This is a genomic window from Aliidiomarina halalkaliphila, from assembly GCF_007096385.1.
Taxonomy (GTDB): Bacteria; Pseudomonadota; Gammaproteobacteria; order Enterobacterales; family Alteromonadaceae; genus Aliidiomarina; species Aliidiomarina halalkaliphila.
In genome coordinates this window covers 76,851-94,608 of record NZ_VJWL01000004.1, presented here as the reverse complement: position 1 = coordinate 94,608, position 17,758 = coordinate 76,851, and the positions used below count along the sequence as shown (strand labels likewise).

The window sequence follows — 17,758 nt, the reverse complement described above, 5'->3', positions numbered from 1 at the left end:
ACTACCGGTCTCGTTTGACAAGATATTCTGTAAAGCCCTCAAGGAGAGCGGTATTGTACGGGATCAAGGCGAGCGCGTGTAGCGCTTTTTCGTGCAATTGCTCAAGCAATGCCTGTGAGCCCTCTAGCCCTAATAAAGCCGGATAGGTTGATTTATCCAACGCTTGGTCAGCGCCTTGGGTTTTCCCGAGGGTCTGTGTGTCACTGGTCACATCGAGGATATCGTCTTTCACCTGAAATGCTAAACCAATCGCATGAGCAAATTCATCAAGGGCGTTATGTATCTGGTCACTAACATCTTGTGCAGCAAGGGCACCGAGCTGAACGGAGGCACGTAACAAAGCCCCGGTTTTCAACTGATGAACTTGCTCGAGTTCTGCACTGCTTATCTTGCGCCCTGTGGCTTCGATATCCAGCATTTGGCCGCCACACATGCCGTGTAGACCTGCGCTGTCCGCCAGCACTTGTACCATCCGTAATTGTTGTTCTGGCGCGATATCAGGTAAAGGCTGTGCGAGTAAACTAAACGCAAATGATTGCAAGGCATCGCCTGCCAAAATGGCGGTCGCTTCATCAAATTGCACGTGGCAGGTAGGCTGACCACGGCGTAAGGTGTCGTCGTCCATGGCCGGCAGATCGTCGTGTATCAACGAATAAGCATGAATACACTCGACCGCTGCGGCGGGCGCATCTAGGTTTTCTGCTGGCACGGAAAATAATTCGCCGGTGGCATACACCAAGAATGGGCGTACGCGTTTCCCGCCAAGCAATGAGGAATACTGCATGGCTTGTTGCAACCGCGTCGCGTGTGCATGCTCCGATAGTACCTTTTGCAAATAGCTATCATGGCGCTCACGCAAATACGTGAATTGCTGTTGAAACAATTCGTGCTGGGCTGGCGCTGCCGGTGTAGAAGCCATCGACATATTAGGGGGTTGCTTCATCAGAGGCAGCATCAGTGAAGTCGCTTAAGGTTTCTTCTTGCTGCTGTTGCAATAGAATTTGCACGCGTTGTTCAGCGTCTTGCAGCTTTTTTTGGCTTACTCGCGTAAGGGCAACAGCGCGCTCAAATTGCTGCAGTGATTGTTCAAGGGGCAAATCACCTTGCTCAAGAGCCTGAATGATCTGCTCGAGCTCTTGGATCGCTTGTTCAAAACCGATCGCTTCTGGTTTGCTTGCTTTGTCCGACATAACAATTCCTGATCTCTGGGGTGAACCGCTCAGAATAAGTCCGTGTACGTACACAGGGTTTGTATCCCTATAAAATATCACAGGGGAGGTCATAACTGCACCGCTTTTGCGCCGCGGTCACGGCTTAATTAGCTGAACAAGGCGAAATCCTGTATAATTTGGCGCTCGCTTTTATCCTGTGTGAATGTTGCTATGCGCTTTATTGTTCGACTCCATGCTGAAATTACCATTAAAAGTCGCTCCGTTCGGCAGCGTCATGTGAAGGTCTTAACGGGCAACCTTCGCACACTCTTAAAGCCACTGCATAAGTCGGTGCGGGTGCGTAACCACTGGGATCGCATTGAAATCAGTCACGACGATGTGCCGGATTTGACCGCCACAGTGATTGCGCGGTTGCAGCAAACCCCTGGAATTTCCTATTTTGAGCAAGTATTGCAAGCTCCCCTATGCGATTTTGAAGGCATCTTCCAATGGGTGCTTGAACACAAGGGTGCGCAACTTGAGAACAAGTCCTTTGCAATTCGAGTGAAGCGCAAAGGACACCATGAATTCTCCTCCATGGATTTGGCCCGCTATCTTGGTGGTGGCATTAAACAACACGTAACTGGGTCAACGGTACGGTTAAAAGACCCAGAAGAAGACGTGGTGTTGCATATTATCGACCAACAGATGTCGCTCGTGGTGACCCGCTATCAAGCTCTCGGTGGTTTCCCGCTGCCAACACAAGAAACCGTGCTATCGCTGATGTCTGGAGGCTTTGATAGCTCAGTGGCCAGTTTTCAAATGATCCGTCGTGGTACCCGCACCCATTTTTGTTTCTTTAACCTCGGCGCCGATACGCACGAAGCCGCGGTGCGTGAGATTGCATATTTTCTTTGGGAAAAATACTCAAAAACCCACGCCGTGAAATTCATTACCGTCGATTTCAGCGAGGTAGTGAACCGAATTTTAGAACACGCAGATCAAGGCACTATGGGCGTGGTGTTGAAACGCGCCATGATGCGTGCTGCTGGTCAAATTGCCAAACGCATACGCGCTCAGGCGATCGTTACCGGCGAAGCCATCGGGCAGGTGTCGAGCCAAACCTTAAGTAACCTACAGCTGATTGACGCGGCAACGCCGGCGTTGGTGATACGGCCATTGATCGTCAGTGACAAGCAAACTATTGTTGATCAAGCGCGCGCGATTGGTGTGGAGCATCTGAGCGCTGCCGTTCCGGAATATTGCGGTGTTATCTCAAATCAACCGTCGGTGAAAGTGAAGCCTGAAGTGATCGCGGCCACGGAGCAAGCCGTAATATCAGACGGCCTGATCGATTCAGTGGTGTCGCAAGCACGGGCTATCGATATTCGTGAAGTTCGGGTAAATCCAGTTGCAGGCCCAGAGGTTTACCGAGATGATTTGCCGGATCAGGCGATTGTGCTAGATATTCGCACGGACGATGAAGTGGAACAGCAGCCGCTCGAAGTTGCCGGACACAAAGTGTTACATATTCCATTTTTCCGTCTCGCAGGGAAACAAGATACACTGGATAAAGAAAAGCAATATGTGCTGTACTGTCAGCAAGGCGTGATGAGTCGTCTGCAAGCGATTCAAATGCGCGAGCAAGGATTTCAGCATGTGGGTATTTTTGAGCGTTCGTAACTAAATCGACATCGTCTACGGCTTACCAACTCAGATAAGGATACGTGTGTTTTTGGTCTCCCGAATATTATTTGCCTGTATTATGTTGGGCGTGTCAGTACTGTTTCTGATGCAAAGCCCACCGACGCCTGGAGCCTTTCAGTTTCCACATGCAGACAAAATCGTGCACTTCGGTTTATTTTTCGTGCTGGCCGCGAGCTTTCATATTGCCTTCCGCCCACCGCTTTGGTTCGCTTGGACATCGCTGTTCGTTTACGCCGTCGCCATAGAATTGATTCAACACTACATTCCGGGCCGCGGTGCAGATCCGTGGGATGTGGTTGCGGATATGGTGGGTGTCGCCGCGTTTTACGCAGTGCGTAAAGTACTCTTGTATCTGCTCGCGACCCGCAAGAGGCGTCGCCAGTCGTCAAGCTAAAACGAGAAAGGCTAATCGCGTTGCGATTAGCCTTTTTTACTGGCGTGTGATTTGGTGGGGGCGCGTTTTCCTGCTTTCACTTTTCCGGCTTTTTTCTTCTTTTTCTTTTTCTTCGACTTCTCCGGATCTGGGAATTTAAACTGCGGACGCAACTCGGGCACGAAACGGCGTTCGAGGCGCTCGCCTAAGTAGCGTTCAATACGGCCTAAGTGTTCGGCGTCGTGAGCTTCCACTAAAGCCACAGCGGTGCCTTTTTTGCCAGCTCGGGCTGTGCGACCAATACGATGCAAGAAGGTATCGCCTTTGCGTGGTAAATCAAAGTTCACCACCAATTCCACATCAGCAATATCAAGACCGCGTGCCGCCACATCGGTGGCCACTAAGATGCGTTGGCGAATCGAGCTAAACGACTTGATGCGTTCTTGGCGTTCGGCTTGGGGCAAACCACCTTCTAACGCAGTGGCACCAAAGCCTTGCTGTGACAGGAACTCGGCTACATCATGCGCCCGCTCGCGCTTGCGTACAAACACCAAAATACGCCCAGAGAATGTGCGCACTAAGTGCATGAGCAGCGCTTTTTTATGCTCGAGGGTGTCGCTGATATGAACCCACTGATGGATTTTTCCGCGTTCCCGTTTGGGTGGTTCAGCTAACACGACTTCAGGCTTTTCAAGCACGATGCGACCAAATGCAACCAGCGTGGAATGGTCTGCGGTGGCAGAGAACAACAAGCGCTGTTTCAAATGTACCGCTTCATTCATGATTTGTTCAACCGGGGTACGGAAACCCATGTCGAGCATGCGATCGGCTTCATCGAGTACGAGTATTTCGATCTCTTCGGCGCTAAACTTGTTATCCGACAGGTAATCTAATAAGCGGCCTGGGGTTGCAATAAGAATATCGAGATTCTTACGCAGCTTTTCGAGGTGAGTACCGAAATTAATACCGCCAGTCACCGTTAAGCAGGATAAACCCGTGACCGCGCAAAGCTGCTCGGCTTGTTCGCCAATTTGCTCTGCCAGTTCGCGGGTCGGAGCGAGTACTAGGACGCGCGCGGCACCGGGATCCCGGCGCGGGTAATCAAGCAGATGCTGGATTGCGGGTAATAGGAACGCGAGTGTTTTACCCGTGCCAGTGGGCGAGGTCGCCATAATGTCGCGACCGTCCATGGCTAACGGAATCACATCTTGTTGAATGCGAGTAGGCTTGTTTAAGCCCCGCTCCAACAATGCATGAATTAACTCTGGCGCAAGATCCAGTTCTGCCCAATCTGGGGTCATGGTTTACGACTCCACCTGTGGTTGTATTTCAAGAGTTTGCTGCAACGCTTGTATCAGTTCAGCAAATTCGCCTGCCATTAATGAGAAATCGAGATCCAGTTGCTCTGCCCGCGATTCCGCGTTGCTGTCGTCCCGCTGTTCTTTCACGATGTCACCAAATTGAATGCGCTTGAGGGCGTAATCATCGGTGAGGGTAAATTGAATGCGATCTTGCCAATTCATCCCTAATTGAGTGACCTGCTTGCCATGGGATAAATGCAGGGCCACTTCATCGGTGGTGAGATCGTGGTTTTTAAAACGCACCACAGAATCGTCATCACGCTCACCCCGGAGTTCCGCGTCAAAACCAAGTTCAAAGCCGCTTGGTGCCGCTTGTTGTTTCACCCAATCGGTATACACGTGATGGCCAGGATGGTCGCCGCCCCACGGCTTCACCGGTAGCGAGCCTAAACAGCTGCGCAATACCGCGGTGAGCTCTTCCGCTTTGGTCGCACTGGATGAATCGACATACATAAGCTGGGCTTGTGTATCAAGGATAGCCCAAGTCACCGCATATTTGCTAAAGGCTTGCGGCAGCATTTGATGCATGATGTCTTCTTTCAAACTTTGTTGCTCTTTGCGCGGCATCGGCCGCGCGTTTTCTTGCTCGTAGGCTTCTTTGCGTGCTTCTAGCTCTGCTTTCACGGTGCTTGAAGGCATCACTTTTTCTTCTTTTTTCAGGCACAACAGAACAAAGGAACCGATCTCATGGGTGAGGGGGCCATCTTCGGCGCCGAGTGGCGGAATCCAACCCACGCTAGAGGGTTCTGAGCGAGCACAAGGGCTAAACCGACGTTCTTCAAGGGTGGAAACGGATTCTTCAGTCCAACTAAAGGGCTGAGTAAAACTATAGATACGTAGGTTTTTAAACCACATGCAAAAAACTCCTGAAATGTACAAGGTCGAAAGAGCGGCGTCGCATTCTACCCGAGTTCACCGCTCCTGTCAGAATTAAGAGGTGGCGTTCAGCGATTCGCTTATACGCTCAACGGGAAAGTGAAAATCGTAGCACAAACCTTGCTCTGGCTGACTACTGACCTCAACGTTTCCGCCTAAAGTTTGTGTAATTAAGGTGTAGATAATATGGGCACCAAGACCACTGCCACCGTTTTCTGCTGAGGTGGTGTAGAAAGGCTCAAACAACTGGCGTAATTGACTCGACGACATGCCCACACCATTATCGCGATAGCGAATATGAAGCTGGTTGTCGTCCACGCTCACATCAATATCAATGCGTGCATTGGCAGACTCTGGGAAAGCATGAACAATACTATTCATGATCATGTTTGTGAGCACTTGTGCAAGTGCCCCTGCGTTGCAGCGCACCTCAATATCGTCGGGGCAGTTAAGGTGCACCTGACAGGATTTTTTGCGCAGCTGCGGTTGCAGCGATTGAATGATGCGCTGCATATAATCACACACATGAATACTGCGGGTATGTTCGGCGGCCTGATCAACGGCCACTTGTTTAAAGCCACTCATGATTTCGTTGGCTCGCTGCAAGTTGGTTTCGATCAGCGTATTACTTTCCGCCACAGTCGCAATAAATGCCTGGATATCTTTTTCCGAGGCGGTCCCTGCGGCTATCTGCTGTTGAATCTTCTGTAATTGTTCCTGCAGGTAACTCGTTGCGGTAACACTCACGCCCAAGGGTGTGCTGACATCATGGGTGATACTAGCCACCATATTGCCAAGTGCCGCCATTTTCTCCGAACTCATTAGCTGCACACGCACCTGCTGCAAGAACTCCAAGCTATCTTCCAGTTCTTGATTGGATTGTTTCAAGCGTGACTCAGTGATGCGACGTTGATGTACTTCTTGCTCCAATGATTGCTGGCGCACTTCCAACTCGTGACGGCGGCGCTCTAAATCCAACATCAGATTGCTGATACCTAAAGTCTTTTCAGCGATCTCTTGTTCAAGCAGTAAATTCTGATCTTCGAGACGGCGATTCGCATGATTTAACTCTTGTTGCGCAGAGGTCAGGTCGGTTTGATGCGCACGAAGGCGCGATAGCAAGTCATTGTAGGCGTCTTCCAATAGTGAAAACTCGTTCACTTCTTGCTGCTGTAAGCGAATTTGCGAACTCTCTGGTTGCTCAGGAGAAAAATTACGCAGTTGATCGATAAGGCTTTCCAACGGTTCTCGGAGATAATGGCGAAATGCCAAAGTGAACAGCAAAATAAGAATCGAGCTTTTGAGTAAGGCGCCCACGAGTAGCAGGATTAAGCTGGGTTTGAGCCGATCAATGGTAATGTCCCGGCTCGAAAATAGCACTACATCACCAACCACTTCTGAGCCACCAGCAAATTCAAACACCAGCGGCGAGTAGTAACCAAAAACGCCACTATGTTCAGGAATGGGACCGCTATCGTCGATTAATCCAAGGCGATCCAGGCTCATGGTTGCCCCTTGATTAATGATCACACGCTCTTGATCATCACGAATAATAATACCGCTAATAGCCGGTATATTGATTAATCCGGTCGCCAGGGCGTTAGTTTGTTCTTGGTTAAATTCCCACATGGCCCGGGCTAAACTGGCGGCAAAAGTATGGTGTTGATTGCGCAGATCATGCAACAGCGATTCGCGAGTGTTGTTGTATTCAAAGGCGATCTGCCCGGTGGTAATAATCAGGGTGAGCAAGAAGTATACCGTTAATACACTCGTAAGGAGTGTGCGTGCGATACTCCGAGGAATGGGTGAGCGAGGTACGGATACTTTTTTCTGCATGAATGTTTGCGCGATGCCATGGTTAATCTTGTTATTTTATTGCTCTGACTTTAGCAGGAGTGATGGCATTTGAACACTGTAAAGCTGCACTCGGATGGGGGGCCGTGCTAAGGCTCGCGAACCTTTAAAAATGATCGTATATTCCCGCTATGTAACAAAACTGCCATAATATCTTTATATAATCGTCATACAAACAGCGTTTTAGCAGCGATCGCTTGCTACGCCCCCTTTAAACTGCGCACACGGAGGGTATTCTATGCGCATGCCACGGACTCGCTCTTGCCTTATCTCCTTATTTGCCGTCGTTACGCCTGTGCTTTTTACAGCTAGCCCTGTGGCTGCTACCGAAACGCCAACGGACTTTAAATTTTACGGTCGTCTGCATGTGTCTGCAGATTACTTGAATGATGGCAATGATGGCGGCTTGAATCTCTCCAGTAACTCCTCACGTATTGGGCTTTCCGTGATGCATGGGTTGGCAAATGATTTAATGCTGCTTGGTCAGATTGAGCGCACAGTGCAAGTGACCGACGGTGATGCCACGCTCTCTGCGCGTAATACCTTTGTCGGAATTCGGGGTGATTGGGGCACGCTGCGTGGTGGTTATATTGATACCCCCGTGAAGCGCATTTTAAACCACATTGAGTTGTTCCGCGATCGCGTAGGGGAAGGGCGGAATGTGACCCGAAGCGGTGAAATGCATTTTGACCGCCGCTTTCGCAATGGCGTGCAATACCTGAGCCCGGTCTGGAACAACCTATCTGCTGTGATTCATTTTGGCGCGGGGGAAACTACGGATGTAAGCACCACCACGCGGGATGATGAGTGGAGCACTATGGTGCAGTGGAATCAGGGCGCTTGGACGACGCAAATGGGCTACGAGGTGCAAGGCCGCGATGAACTGAGCGATTTGCGTGCACTTCGCGTTGGTAGCGTGTATCGCGCCGAAGCATGGACCACCACGCTGTTCTTTCAGAATGCCCGCGGGCTCACCACCGGTGATGTGAACGTATATGGTGTTGGCACTGTATATCAGTGGAACGACGACTATCAGCTCAAAGGGCAGGTATTTGTGCGTGATAGCCGCGACATGGAAAACGACGATGGCTATATGGTTACCCTTGGTATTGATCGCCGCTTAAGCACGCAAGCCATGGCTTATTTCGCCGTATCGGCGGCACAAAATGACGACAATGCACGTGTGAATGTATCGGCGGGTGGGCATGGTAAAACGTTAACGATTAGCCCCGGTGATGATCCTTATGCCGTTTCCGTCGGCTTAGTGTGGAACTTCTAAGCAACTGTTTTGTGACTGATTGTGCGACATTTTTAGTCAACGTCATAAAAGTGTCACACTTCCTTCGCATAATGCCAGTATTGTAACGGACAGGTGACAGCTTATGCCAAGTAGAATACTGATTGTCGAAGACGAAGCCCCAATCCGGGAAATGCTTGCATTTGTGATGGAGCAGCACGGTTATCAGCCGATTCAGGCGGCCGACTTCGATATCGCATTGGAGAAAATGGTTGAACCATACCCAGATATGATACTTCTCGATTGGATGTTGCCTGGTGGCAGCGGTATTCAGCTTGCACGGAAAGTAAAAACCACGGATCACTTACGCCATATCCCGATCATTATGCTCACCGCGCGCGGTGAAGAAGAAGATAAAGTGAAAGGATTGGAGGTCGGCGCGGATGACTATATAACCAAGCCGTTTTCACCAAAAGAACTGATCGCCCGCATGCGTGCGGTATTCCGCCGCGTTTCTCCTACCCACGTCGACGAGCCTTTGAATATTAACGGCTTGTTGTTAGATCCGGTCTCGCACCGAGTTTCCGCAAACGACGATTCCCTCGATATGGGGCCCACAGAGTTTCGCTTGCTGCATTTCTTTATGACCCATCCAGAACGGGTTTACAGCAGAGAACAATTACTGGATCATGTGTGGGGAACCAATGTTTATGTGGAGGATAGAACCGTAGATGTACATATTCGTCGATTGCGAAAAGCAATTGAACGGCATGGGCACGACAGCCTTATTCAAACGGTACGAGGCGTTGGCTACCGGTTCTCAACACGTTAAATGGAACGGCATTACACCCTAAACCGCATTTTAAAACGCTTACTCTTTTGGGTACTGCCGTTTGCACTCATCGGCTGGCTGAGCGGATACTTCTGGCCGTCGGTTAGCTTGGCGCTGGCCCTAGCGCTATTCTGGAATTACCTTTTCTTACACCGCTTAAATATGTGGCTGTGGCAAAGCCGCACCATGTTGCCGCCGCGCGCTCCTGGGATGTGGAGTGATATTTACGATGGTATCTACCGCACCCTACGCCGAGCGCAAACCAAACGACGCCAACTGGCGGTACTTTTGCAACGGTTTCGGCAAGCGGCGGAAGCCATGCCCGATGCCAGTATGGTGTTGCAGCGCAATGGTAATATTGAGTGGACCAACAAATTAGCCCAAATCTATTTTGGCCTGCGTTGGCCCGCGGATAAAGGCATTCAGGTCACCAACCTCATTCGTCAGCCGGGCTTTAAAAAGTATTTCGAAAAAGGCCAGTTCGATGAGCCGTTCACATTGAACTCACCGCAAGGCGATGAGCGCGAGCTCGAGCTTCGGATCATGACTTATTCTGAGGACGAGCTTTTATTGGTAGCTCGTGATGTAACACAATTGCGCAAACTTGAGCGGATGCGCAAAGATTTTGTCGCCAACGTTTCCCATGAGCTGAAAACACCGTTAACGGTTATGAATGGCTATTTGGAAATGATGGATTCACCGAAAACAATGCCACCAGAAATGCTTGAAAAAGCCGTGCAGGATATGACCCTGCAAACCCAGCGTATGCAAAAAATGGTGAATCAGTTGCTCATGCTGTCGCGCATGGAATCGCAAATGCAAGATACCTTCACCAAGCGGGTAGATGTGGGCACCTTGCTCCGCCAGATCCTGAACGAAATGCGCCCGCTCTTTACTGACAAAGACATCTATTTAGATGCCCACATCGATGAAAGCTTAAGTGTGTGGGGCAACGAAGAAAAGCTTCATGCAGCCTGTTCTAATTTGCTTACCAATGCCATTAAGTACACGCCGCAACATGGTCAAGTAACCGTGCGTTGGCACAAAGTAGGGCCCTTTGCTGAGTTTTCTGTGGCAGATACCGGCAGCGGTATCGCCCTTGAACATATTCCGCGGCTCACGGAGCGTTTTTATCGCGTGGACAAAGACCGCAATAGTGCCACCGGCGGCACAGGCCTTGGCCTGTCGATCGTAAAGCACGCTTTGGAGCATCACCGCTCACACTTGCAGGTCGATAGCCGTATTGGTCAAGGAAGCCGGTTTTGGTTTCGCATTTCACCTGAGCTGTTAAGCCAACCCGATTAGGCAGCTTTTGCCACTGTAAAGCAGGCTCGCGTGCGCCTTCCCATCCCCCGCTAAAATTGTCATTCAATTGTCACGAAACTGACCGATGACTGTCATTTATGTGCTCCACAATGCCCACCTGTAAACACAGCGCACTCAAAAAGTTGTTTGCGAGAGTCCGCCAAGAAGCAATCAAAATAATCGCGTCTAAGAAAAATTACCAGTTGTCATTTTAGTGTCATATTTCATCACTATGATGGCTCTGGCTTAACTTGAAATACCTGTAACAACCACAGGAATTGGAGAAAGACATGAAGAAAACTATCGTAGCAACCGTAACGGCAGCAGTGCTCGCAGTGGGCTTCACTGCATCAGCCAGTGTTGATCCGCGTTTACCTGAATATCAGCGTGCGTCTGGTGTGTCTGGCAACATGAACTCTATCGGTTCAGACACCTTGAACAACCTGATGACGTTGTGGGCAGAAGAATTCAACAAGTTCTATCCAAACGTGAACGTGCAGATTCAAGGTGCTGGTTCATCTACTGCGCCACCAGCGATTACTGAAGGAACGGCAAACTTCGCGCCAATGAGTCGTGCGATGCGCCAGTCTGAAATCGAAACCTTTGAAGCGCGTCATGGTTATGCACCATACGCTATGCCAGTTGCTATCGATATGTTGGCGGTTTATGTCAACAACGACAACCCGATTGAGTGTTTGTCATTGCAGCAAGTAGACGCCATTTTCTCGGCCACTCGACGTGGCGGTTATCCGCAAGATATCACGCGCTGGGGCCAAGTTGGTTTAGAAGGTTCTTGGGCAAACCGTGATTTCGCTTTGTATAGCCGTAACGCAGTATCAGGTACTTACGGTTACTTTAAAGACAACGCCCTGTTTGGCGGTGACTTCAAATCAAGCATCAACGAGCAGCCTGGTTCTTCTTCAGTGGTACAAGGTGTCACTGAGTCATTGAACGGTATTGGTTACTCAGGTATCGGCTACCGCACCTCTGGTGTTCGCGCTATCGCGTTGTCTGCTACTGAAGGCGGTGAGTGTTTCGAACCAACTGCAGAAAATGCCGCAACAGGTGATTACCCACTGGCGCGCTACTTGTACGTGTATGTGAATAAGCACCCAAATCGTGACCTCGACCCAATGACGCGCGAATTCGTAAAAATGCTGTACTCAAAAGTAGGCCAGGAAGTGGTTGACCGTGATGGTTATGTTCCATTGCCTGAGTCTTTAGCGTCACGTATCCGTCGCGAATTGAACGTGCAGTAAGCTGTATGTGAGTAAACAACGAAAAGGGGCACAGGATGTGCCTCTTTTTGTATTTAAGCGAACGAGAAAATATTGCAATTGCGTGACGTTTTTATGTCGTTGTCATATTGCTGTCATAAAAGTTGGCTACATTCGCCTTCATGATATTCATCTATCTGCCACTATGAGACTTTCGTATCATGACAGATTCAACTGCTAGCTCACTGCGCCACCGGCGTGAGTCCAGATTACCGAGTGCAGAGTTGCGCGCCAAGCGCCGGCGCATTCGAATGTTCAAAAATGGTTTATCACGTTGGGGGATAACCGCTGCCGGATTTGGCGTGGTGTTGTCGCTAGCGACGATATTCATTTACCTGTTCTATGAAGTAATGCCCATCTTTAAAGGGGCTGAAGTCACCCACGAAACAACCTTCGAATTACCCGGTGAAACCCCGTCATTGCATTTAACTATTGAGCGTTATCAAGAGTTGGGGCTTAACTTCGACGCGAGTGGTCAGGTGACCTTCTTTGAACTGGATTCGGGCGCGGTGCGTTATCAGGATGACGTTGCTGGTAACCCAGGCGCCACCATTAGCACTTTTGCCAAAGGCGAAGATATTGGTGGACTCGTCGGTTTTGGCTACGATGACGGCTCCGTGAATTTAGTTCGTGCCGAATACCAAGTCACCTTCCCCGACGATGTGCGTTTGATTACACCTTCCGTCGGTCGGCCTTATGGTCAAGAGCCTATTCAGCTAGACCCAGAAGGCCAAGCCATTACGCACTTGAGTGTGCAAGAAAATACCCGCGGTGCCCGTGCCGCCATTCTGGTGGGCTATACCAGCGATCATCGTTTAGTCACAGCGCGCCTTACCACCCGGGAAAATTTATTTACCGGTGAAGTAGAAACGCAAGTGAGCCGTGGCGTGTTACCAACGTTGCCTGCGCCTCCACAAACCATCCTAGTCGATAAAGATATGCGCAGCGTGTTTGTCGCCGATACTGCGGGCTACCTGCATTACATCGATATCCGCAATCCGCGCGAAGCAGCACTGGTACACAGTATTCGGGCAGCAGAAGGCGAATACATTACTGCCATGGATTTCTTGGTGGGCTCGGTGTCCATTATTGTCGGTACCGACCAAGGCACCTTGAGCCAATGGTTCTTGGTGCGGGATGATGAAAACAACCGCGTGTTGGTGCGTATTCGTGACTTCAAGCCGCACAACGCGGCGATTACGCATATTGCCCCAGAACACACCCGCAAGGGCTTTATTGTCGGTGATGCGAACGGCACCGTGGGTGTGCATTACGGCACCTCGGCGCGCACATTATTGCAGCAACAGATGCAAGATGGCCCGGTAAAAGGCTTGGCCTTGTCGCCGGTGAATCGCCGCTTAATCGTGCTCGACCAAAGCAACAATCTGCAAGTCAACGAACTGTGGAACCGTCACCCACAAATCTCTTTCTCTGCACTGTGGAACAAGGTGTGGTACGAAGGGCGCAGCGATCCTGAATATATTTGGCAGTCGTCGTCGGCCAGCGATGAGTTCGAGTCAAAATTTAGCTTGGTACCGTTGTCGATTGGTACCTTAAAAGCGGCCTTCTTTGCCATGTTGTTCGCCATGCCATTGGCTATTATGGGGGCAATCTACACAGCCTACTTTATGACGCCAAAGCTGCGCGGCATGGTCAAACCCACCATTGAAATTATGGAAGCCTTACCCACAGTTATCTTGGGCTTCTTGGCGGGCCTGTGGTTGGCCCCCTTTATGGAAAATAACCTTCCTGCTGTGTTCTCACTGCTGATCGGCATGCCGATTGTGATGTTGTTAATGGCGTTCTTGTGGCGCTTCCTGCCACTGTATCTGCGCAACCGCATTCCAGGCGGGTGGGAAGCCGCCATCTTAGTGCCTGTGGTGCTGTTGTTTGGGTGGGCCATGGTCACCTTGAGCCCTTACGTCGAAGTCTGGTTCTTCGATGGCAGCATGCGCCAGTGGTTTACCGAGAACGGCATTACTTACGATCAGCGCAACGCCATGGTGGTTGGTGTGGCCATGGGCTTCGCGGTGATTCCAACGATTTACTCGATTGCTGAAGATGCAGTGTTTAACGTGCCTCGCCATTTAACCCAAGGGTCATTGGCACTGGGTGCGACACCCTGGCAAACCGTGCTAGGCGTGGTGATTCCAACAGCGAGTCCGGGCATTTTCTCAGCCATCATGATTGGTTTCGGTCGCGCTGTGGGTGAAACCATGATCGTACTGATGGCCACGGGGAACAGCCCGATCGTGAACTTCAATATCTTTGAAGGGATGCGGACCTTGTCGGCCAATATCGCGGTGGAACTGCCAGAAACCGCCGTAGGCAGCACGCACTTTAGAATACTGTTCTTGGCGGCGTTGGTGCTCCTCACCTTCACCTTTATCTTGAACACCATCGCTGAAGTGGTACGTCAGCGCTTACGTAAACGTTACAGCAGCCTGTAATTACAAGGGGTATATAAACGATGAAACAATGGTTTAGAAGCGGTACGCCTTGGATTTGGTTAACCGGCGGTGCGGTAACGATTAGTATCGTTATGGTGGTTGGCCTCCTAAGCCTGATTGCCGTACGCGGCCTGAGCCACTTTTGGCCAGGAGACGTTGCTCAAGTAGAGATTACGAACTTCCGCACGGGCGAAGTGAGCTCAGTGATGGGTGAAATCGTGCGCAGCGAAACCATTACCGCGTCGATGGCGCGGGAAGGGGGCAACCCAGTTGCGGAAGACCAAGACTTGGTTACGCGCTACCTCTTTAAACAGGGGAACCGCGACCAGTTTGGTACTGATTTCGTGTGGCACTTTGGCAACACCATGGGTGAAGTCACGTATCCGAAAGGCGTGTTTGTTATCGAGCGCCGGGAGTGGGGTAATTTTTATGGTTTCCCGGTGGCGTTACTTACTGACGGTTTGGTGACGGTAACCGCTGATCACGAAAGCTTCCCAACGCAACTCGCAGTAGCGGTAGAGCGGGCGGTGACACGCGCCAACGAACAACGCCAAATCGAACGTCGCGAAGTGGGCCGAATTAACACGGCCATTGAGCGCATTCGATTAGAACTGCGCAGCATGGAGCTGCAAGGATTAGACGAATCCGAGCTGGCGACACGACGCGCAGAATTAGAGCGTCAGCGCGAAGCCCTCGACGCGGAATACGATGTGTTACGCCAGCAAATGGATGAGCTGCAACGGGAGCGTCGCCGCGATGCCCTGGTGATGCGCATGACTGACGGCCGTGAAGTGACCTTAAACCTGAGCACCATCATTGCTATCACCCAGCCTAATGATATGTCGCTCACGGCCAAATTTATCCAGTACTTTGCAAAAATCGGCGAGTTTCTCAGTACTGAACCGCGTGAAGCCAACACCGAAGGCGGTATCTTCCCGGCGATATTCGGCACCATTACCATGGTGTTTATTATGTCGATTATGGTCACGCCCTTCGGTATCTTAGCCGCCATTTATTTGCGCGAGTATGCCAAGCAGGGGCCGATTACCCGCATGATTCGGATCAGCGTGTATAACCTCGCGGGGGTTCCGTCGATTGTGTTCGGGGTGTTTGGTTTAGGCTTCTTTGTGTACTTCCTCGGTGGCAACATCGATCGGATCTTCTACGAAGCAGCGTTACCATCACCAACCTACGGAACACCGGGCTTGTTCTGGGCGTCGTTAACCTTGGCACTGTTAACCTTACCGGTGGTGATTGTGTCTACCGAAGAAGGCTTGGCACGTATTCCAAGTACGGTGCGTCAGGGCTCGCTGGCGCTTGGAGCGACCAAATCGGAAACCCTATGGCGCGTGGTTGTGCCTTTGGCGACCCCAGGCATGATGACAGGACTAATATTGGCGATTGCGCGTGCGGCCGGTGAAGTGGCACCGCTGATGCTCGTGGGTGTGGTGAAACTGGCACCGAACTTGCCGATCGATGGCGAGTTCCCCTTCATTCACTTGGAGCGGAAGATTATGCACCTTGGCTTCCACATTTTCGACGTTGGCTTCCAAAGCCCGAACGTAGAAGCCTCGCGGCCACTGGTGTATGCCACCGCCTTGGTTCTGGTGGTGTTGATTGTGATGTTGAACCTTACCGCAATCAGTATCCGCAACCGCTTGCGTGAGAAGTATCGCAGTGACTCGGATTAATCCGAGTCACCTCGTCGCTGCAACGAATTCAATTTGAGAGCAAAGTGAATATTATGGAAAAACAAACTGAAAAGCCGACCCTGAAAACGCATTTAGCTGCGCCAAGCGAAGTGAATATCAAGGATCTTCCTTGCAAGCTGGAAGTGAAGAACCTGCGCTTATCTTATGGCAAAGACGAAGCCTTAAAAGGCATTGATTTAGTTATTCCTGAAAAGCGGGTTACGGCCTTTATCGGTCCTTCAGGTTGCGGTAAATCAACCTTGCTCCGCTGCTTTAATCGCATGAACGACTTAGTGGATAGCTGTAGCATTACCGGCGAAATTTTATTGGATGGCGATAACATTTATAAGCCAGGTGTCGATGTGGCGGAATTACGTCGCCAAATCGGTATGGTGTTCCAGAAGCCAAACCCATTTCCAAAGTCGATTTATGAGAACGTGGCTTACGGCTTGCGCTTACAAGGCGTGAACGACCGTCGCACCCTCGATGAAGTGGTCGAGCAATCGCTGCGCGGCGCCGCTTTGTGGGATGAAGTAAAAGACCGTTTAAACGACAACGCCTTTGGTTTGTCGGGTGGTCAGCAACAGCGTTTGGTGATTGCCCGGGCGATTGCCATTGAGCCAGAAGTGTTGCTGTTGGATGAGCCCGCATCGGCGCTGGATCCCATCTCGACGCTAAAAATTGAAGAGTTAATTAACGATCTCAAGGAGCAATACACCATTGTGATCGTCACCCATAACATGCAACAAGCGGCGCGGGTATCCGATCAAACCGCTTTCTTGTACATGGGTGAACTAATTGAGTACGCCGACACCAATACCTTGTTTACCACGCCGGCGAAAAAACAAACTGAAGATTATATTACCGGACGCTACGGTTAAGCATTGAGAGAGGTGAGTTATGGAAAATAAAGGCAAACATATTTCCGAACAGTTCGATAACGAACTGGAGAGCGTCCGCAATGCGGTACTTTCCATGGGTGGCATGGTTGAAAAGCAGCTTACTGATGCGTTGTTGGCGATTGAAAGCAACGACAACGAATTGGCCGATGCAGTGCTCTCGAACGATAAGAAAATAAATTCGCTAGAAATGGATATCGATGGTGCCTGTACGCGCATTATTGCCAAGCGTCAGCCCACCGCCAGCGATCTGCGCTTAATCGTCGCAACGCTGAAAACCATCGCCGATTTAGAGCGTATTGGTGATGAAGTAAAGCGTTTGGCGCGCGTGGCGAAAGAGAGCTTCAGCAGTGATCAGAAGCACTTGTTGGTGAGCTTAGAAAACCTAGGCCAACTCGTGATTCAGATGTTACGCCAGGCGCTGGATGCGTTTGCGCGTATGGACGGTGAAGCCGCTCTGGAAGTTCACAAGTCGGATGGCAACATTGACCGCCAGTACGAAGCCATGATGCGTCAGCTCATGACCTACATGATGGAAGATCCGCGCAGCATTCCAAAGATCATGGATGTGGTGTGGTCGGCGCGTTCGCTCGAGCGTATCGGCGACCGTTGTCAGAATATTTCCGAGTACATTATCTACAATGTATACGGTAAAGACGTGCGCCATACCTCCACCGAAAGTATGGAAAATACGGTGCAGCGCAAGCGCTAAGCCGAACGCAGCTCTTACAAGCTATCGGACAGC

14 protein-coding genes and 1 pseudogene are annotated in these 17,758 nt (G+C 50.6%); 10 read left to right on the top strand and 5 right to left on the bottom strand.

Going from position 1 to position 17,758, the window contains the following annotated elements:
* Window position 1: 1 nt before the first annotated feature.
* Entirely contained in the window at window positions 2-919 is a 918-nt protein-coding gene (gene ispA / locus FM042_RS10610; protein ID WP_143236514.1) for a (2E,6E)-farnesyl diphosphate synthase, read from the bottom strand.
* A gap of 7 nt (window positions 920-926) precedes the next feature.
* Window positions 927-1,190, bottom strand: a complete 264-nt coding sequence (gene xseB / locus FM042_RS10605) for an exodeoxyribonuclease VII small subunit (RefSeq protein WP_143236422.1) — start codon at window positions 1,188-1,190, stop codon at window positions 927-929.
* 192 nt (window positions 1,191-1,382) lie between these two features.
* Between xseB and thiI the strand changes: the two genes are divergently transcribed.
* Both thiI and FM042_RS10595 read left to right on the top strand, forming a co-directional pair.
* Window positions 1,383-2,834 carry a tRNA uracil 4-sulfurtransferase ThiI gene (thiI, locus tag FM042_RS10600; RefSeq protein ID WP_143236421.1) on the top strand — a complete coding sequence of 484 codons (1,452 nt, stop codon included), beginning with the start codon at window positions 1,383-1,385 and terminating at the stop codon, window positions 2,832-2,834.
* 52 nt (window positions 2,835-2,886) lie between these two features.
* Entirely contained in the window at window positions 2,887-3,252 is a 366-nt protein-coding gene (locus FM042_RS10595; RefSeq protein WP_143236420.1) for a VanZ family protein, read from the top strand.
* 26 nt (window positions 3,253-3,278) lie between these two features.
* On the opposite strand, the gene srmB is transcribed toward FM042_RS10595, so the two are convergent.
* The 3 genes from srmB to FM042_RS10580 all read right to left on the bottom strand — a co-directional run bounded on the left by srmB (window position 3,279) and on the right by FM042_RS10580 (window position 7,304).
* Window positions 3,279-4,532: an ATP-dependent RNA helicase SrmB gene (gene srmB / locus FM042_RS10590; RefSeq protein ID WP_143236419.1), complete on the bottom strand. Its 1,254-nt coding sequence runs from the start codon at window positions 4,530-4,532 to the stop codon at window positions 3,279-3,281.
* Window positions 4,533-4,535: 3 nt separating this feature from the next.
* Complete coding sequence (gene rdgC, locus FM042_RS10585) at window positions 4,536-5,447, bottom strand: recombination-associated protein RdgC (RefSeq protein ID WP_143236418.1); 912 nt, start codon at window positions 5,445-5,447, stop codon at window positions 4,536-4,538.
* Between the two features lie 75 nt (window positions 5,448-5,522).
* A complete protein-coding gene (locus FM042_RS10580) occupies window positions 5,523-7,304 on the bottom strand; it encodes a sensor histidine kinase (protein WP_143236417.1) in 1,782 nt (593 codons plus the stop codon).
* A gap of 256 nt (window positions 7,305-7,560) precedes the next feature.
* On the opposite strand from FM042_RS10580, the gene FM042_RS10575 reads away from it, so the two are divergent.
* From FM042_RS10575 to phoU, 8 genes and pseudogenes are all read left to right on the top strand, one after another.
* The gene (locus FM042_RS10575; protein WP_143236416.1) at window positions 7,561-8,601 is read left to right on the top strand and encodes a porin; all 1,041 of its coding nucleotides are present in this window, start codon (window positions 7,561-7,563) and stop codon (window positions 8,599-8,601) included.
* A gap of 103 nt (window positions 8,602-8,704) precedes the next feature.
* Window positions 8,705-9,391, top strand: a complete 687-nt coding sequence (gene phoB / locus FM042_RS10570; RefSeq protein WP_143236415.1) for a phosphate regulon transcriptional regulator PhoB — start codon at window positions 8,705-8,707, stop codon at window positions 9,389-9,391.
* The gene (phoR, locus tag FM042_RS10565; protein WP_143236414.1) at window positions 9,392-10,696 is read left to right on the top strand and encodes a phosphate regulon sensor histidine kinase PhoR; all 1,305 of its coding nucleotides are present in this window, start codon (window positions 9,392-9,394) and stop codon (window positions 10,694-10,696) included.
* 290 nt (window positions 10,697-10,986) lie between these two features.
* Entirely contained in the window at window positions 10,987-11,955 is a 969-nt protein-coding gene (locus FM042_RS10560; RefSeq protein WP_143236413.1) for a PstS family phosphate ABC transporter substrate-binding protein, read from the top strand.
* Between the two features lie 179 nt (window positions 11,956-12,134).
* The gene (locus FM042_RS10555) at window positions 12,135-14,423 is read left to right on the top strand and encodes an ABC transporter permease subunit (protein ID WP_143236412.1); all 2,289 of its coding nucleotides are present in this window, start codon (window positions 12,135-12,137) and stop codon (window positions 14,421-14,423) included.
* A gap of 20 nt (window positions 14,424-14,443) precedes the next feature.
* Window positions 14,444-16,114 (top strand): phosphate ABC transporter permease PstA, encoded by a 1,671-nt coding sequence (pstA, locus tag FM042_RS10550; RefSeq protein WP_143236411.1) that lies wholly within the window; start codon window positions 14,444-14,446, stop codon window positions 16,112-16,114.
* Window positions 16,115-16,251: 137 nt separating this feature from the next.
* Window positions 16,252-16,995, top strand: a pseudogene (gene pstB / locus FM042_RS10545) (phosphate ABC transporter ATP-binding protein PstB); the annotation flags it as partial.
* Window positions 16,996-17,014: 19 nt separating this feature from the next.
* Entirely contained in the window at window positions 17,015-17,725 is a 711-nt protein-coding gene (gene phoU / locus FM042_RS10540; RefSeq protein ID WP_143236409.1) for a phosphate signaling complex protein PhoU, read from the top strand.
* The last annotated feature ends 33 nt before the right edge of the window (window positions 17,726-17,758 follow it).

Bases quoted from the DNA above. Each gene is read 5' to 3' on its own strand.
- pstA (WP_143236411.1), top strand. From the start codon at position 14,444: ATGAAACAATGGTTTAGAAGCGGTACGCCTTGGATTTGGTTAACCGGC.
- phoU (WP_143236409.1), top strand. From the start codon at position 17,015: ATGGAAAATAAAGGCAAACATATTTCCGAACAGTTCGATAACGAACTG.
- FM042_RS10575 (WP_143236416.1), top strand. From the start codon at position 7,561: ATGCGCATGCCACGGACTCGCTCTTGCCTTATCTCCTTATTTGCCGTC.
- FM042_RS10580 (WP_143236417.1), bottom strand. From the start codon at position 7,304: ATGCAGAAAAAAGTATCCGTACCTCGCTCACCCATTCCTCGGAGTATC.
- srmB (WP_143236419.1), bottom strand. From the start codon at position 4,532: ATGACCCCAGATTGGGCAGAACTGGATCTTGCGCCAGAGTTAATTCAT.
- FM042_RS10555 (WP_143236412.1), top strand. From the start codon at position 12,135: ATGACAGATTCAACTGCTAGCTCACTGCGCCACCGGCGTGAGTCCAGA.
- rdgC (WP_143236418.1), bottom strand. From the start codon at position 5,447: ATGTGGTTTAAAAACCTACGTATCTATAGTTTTACTCAGCCCTTTAGT.
- thiI (WP_143236421.1), top strand. From the start codon at position 1,383: ATGCGCTTTATTGTTCGACTCCATGCTGAAATTACCATTAAAAGTCGC.
- ispA (WP_143236514.1), bottom strand. From the start codon at position 919: ATGGCTTCTACACCGGCAGCGCCAGCCCAGCACGAATTGTTTCAACAG.
- xseB (WP_143236422.1), bottom strand. From the start codon at position 1,190: ATGTCGGACAAAGCAAGCAAACCAGAAGCGATCGGTTTTGAACAAGCG.
- FM042_RS10560 (WP_143236413.1), top strand. From the start codon at position 10,987: ATGAAGAAAACTATCGTAGCAACCGTAACGGCAGCAGTGCTCGCAGTG.
- phoB (WP_143236415.1), top strand. From the start codon at position 8,705: ATGCCAAGTAGAATACTGATTGTCGAAGACGAAGCCCCAATCCGGGAA.
- phoR (WP_143236414.1), top strand. From the start codon at position 9,392: ATGGAACGGCATTACACCCTAAACCGCATTTTAAAACGCTTACTCTTT.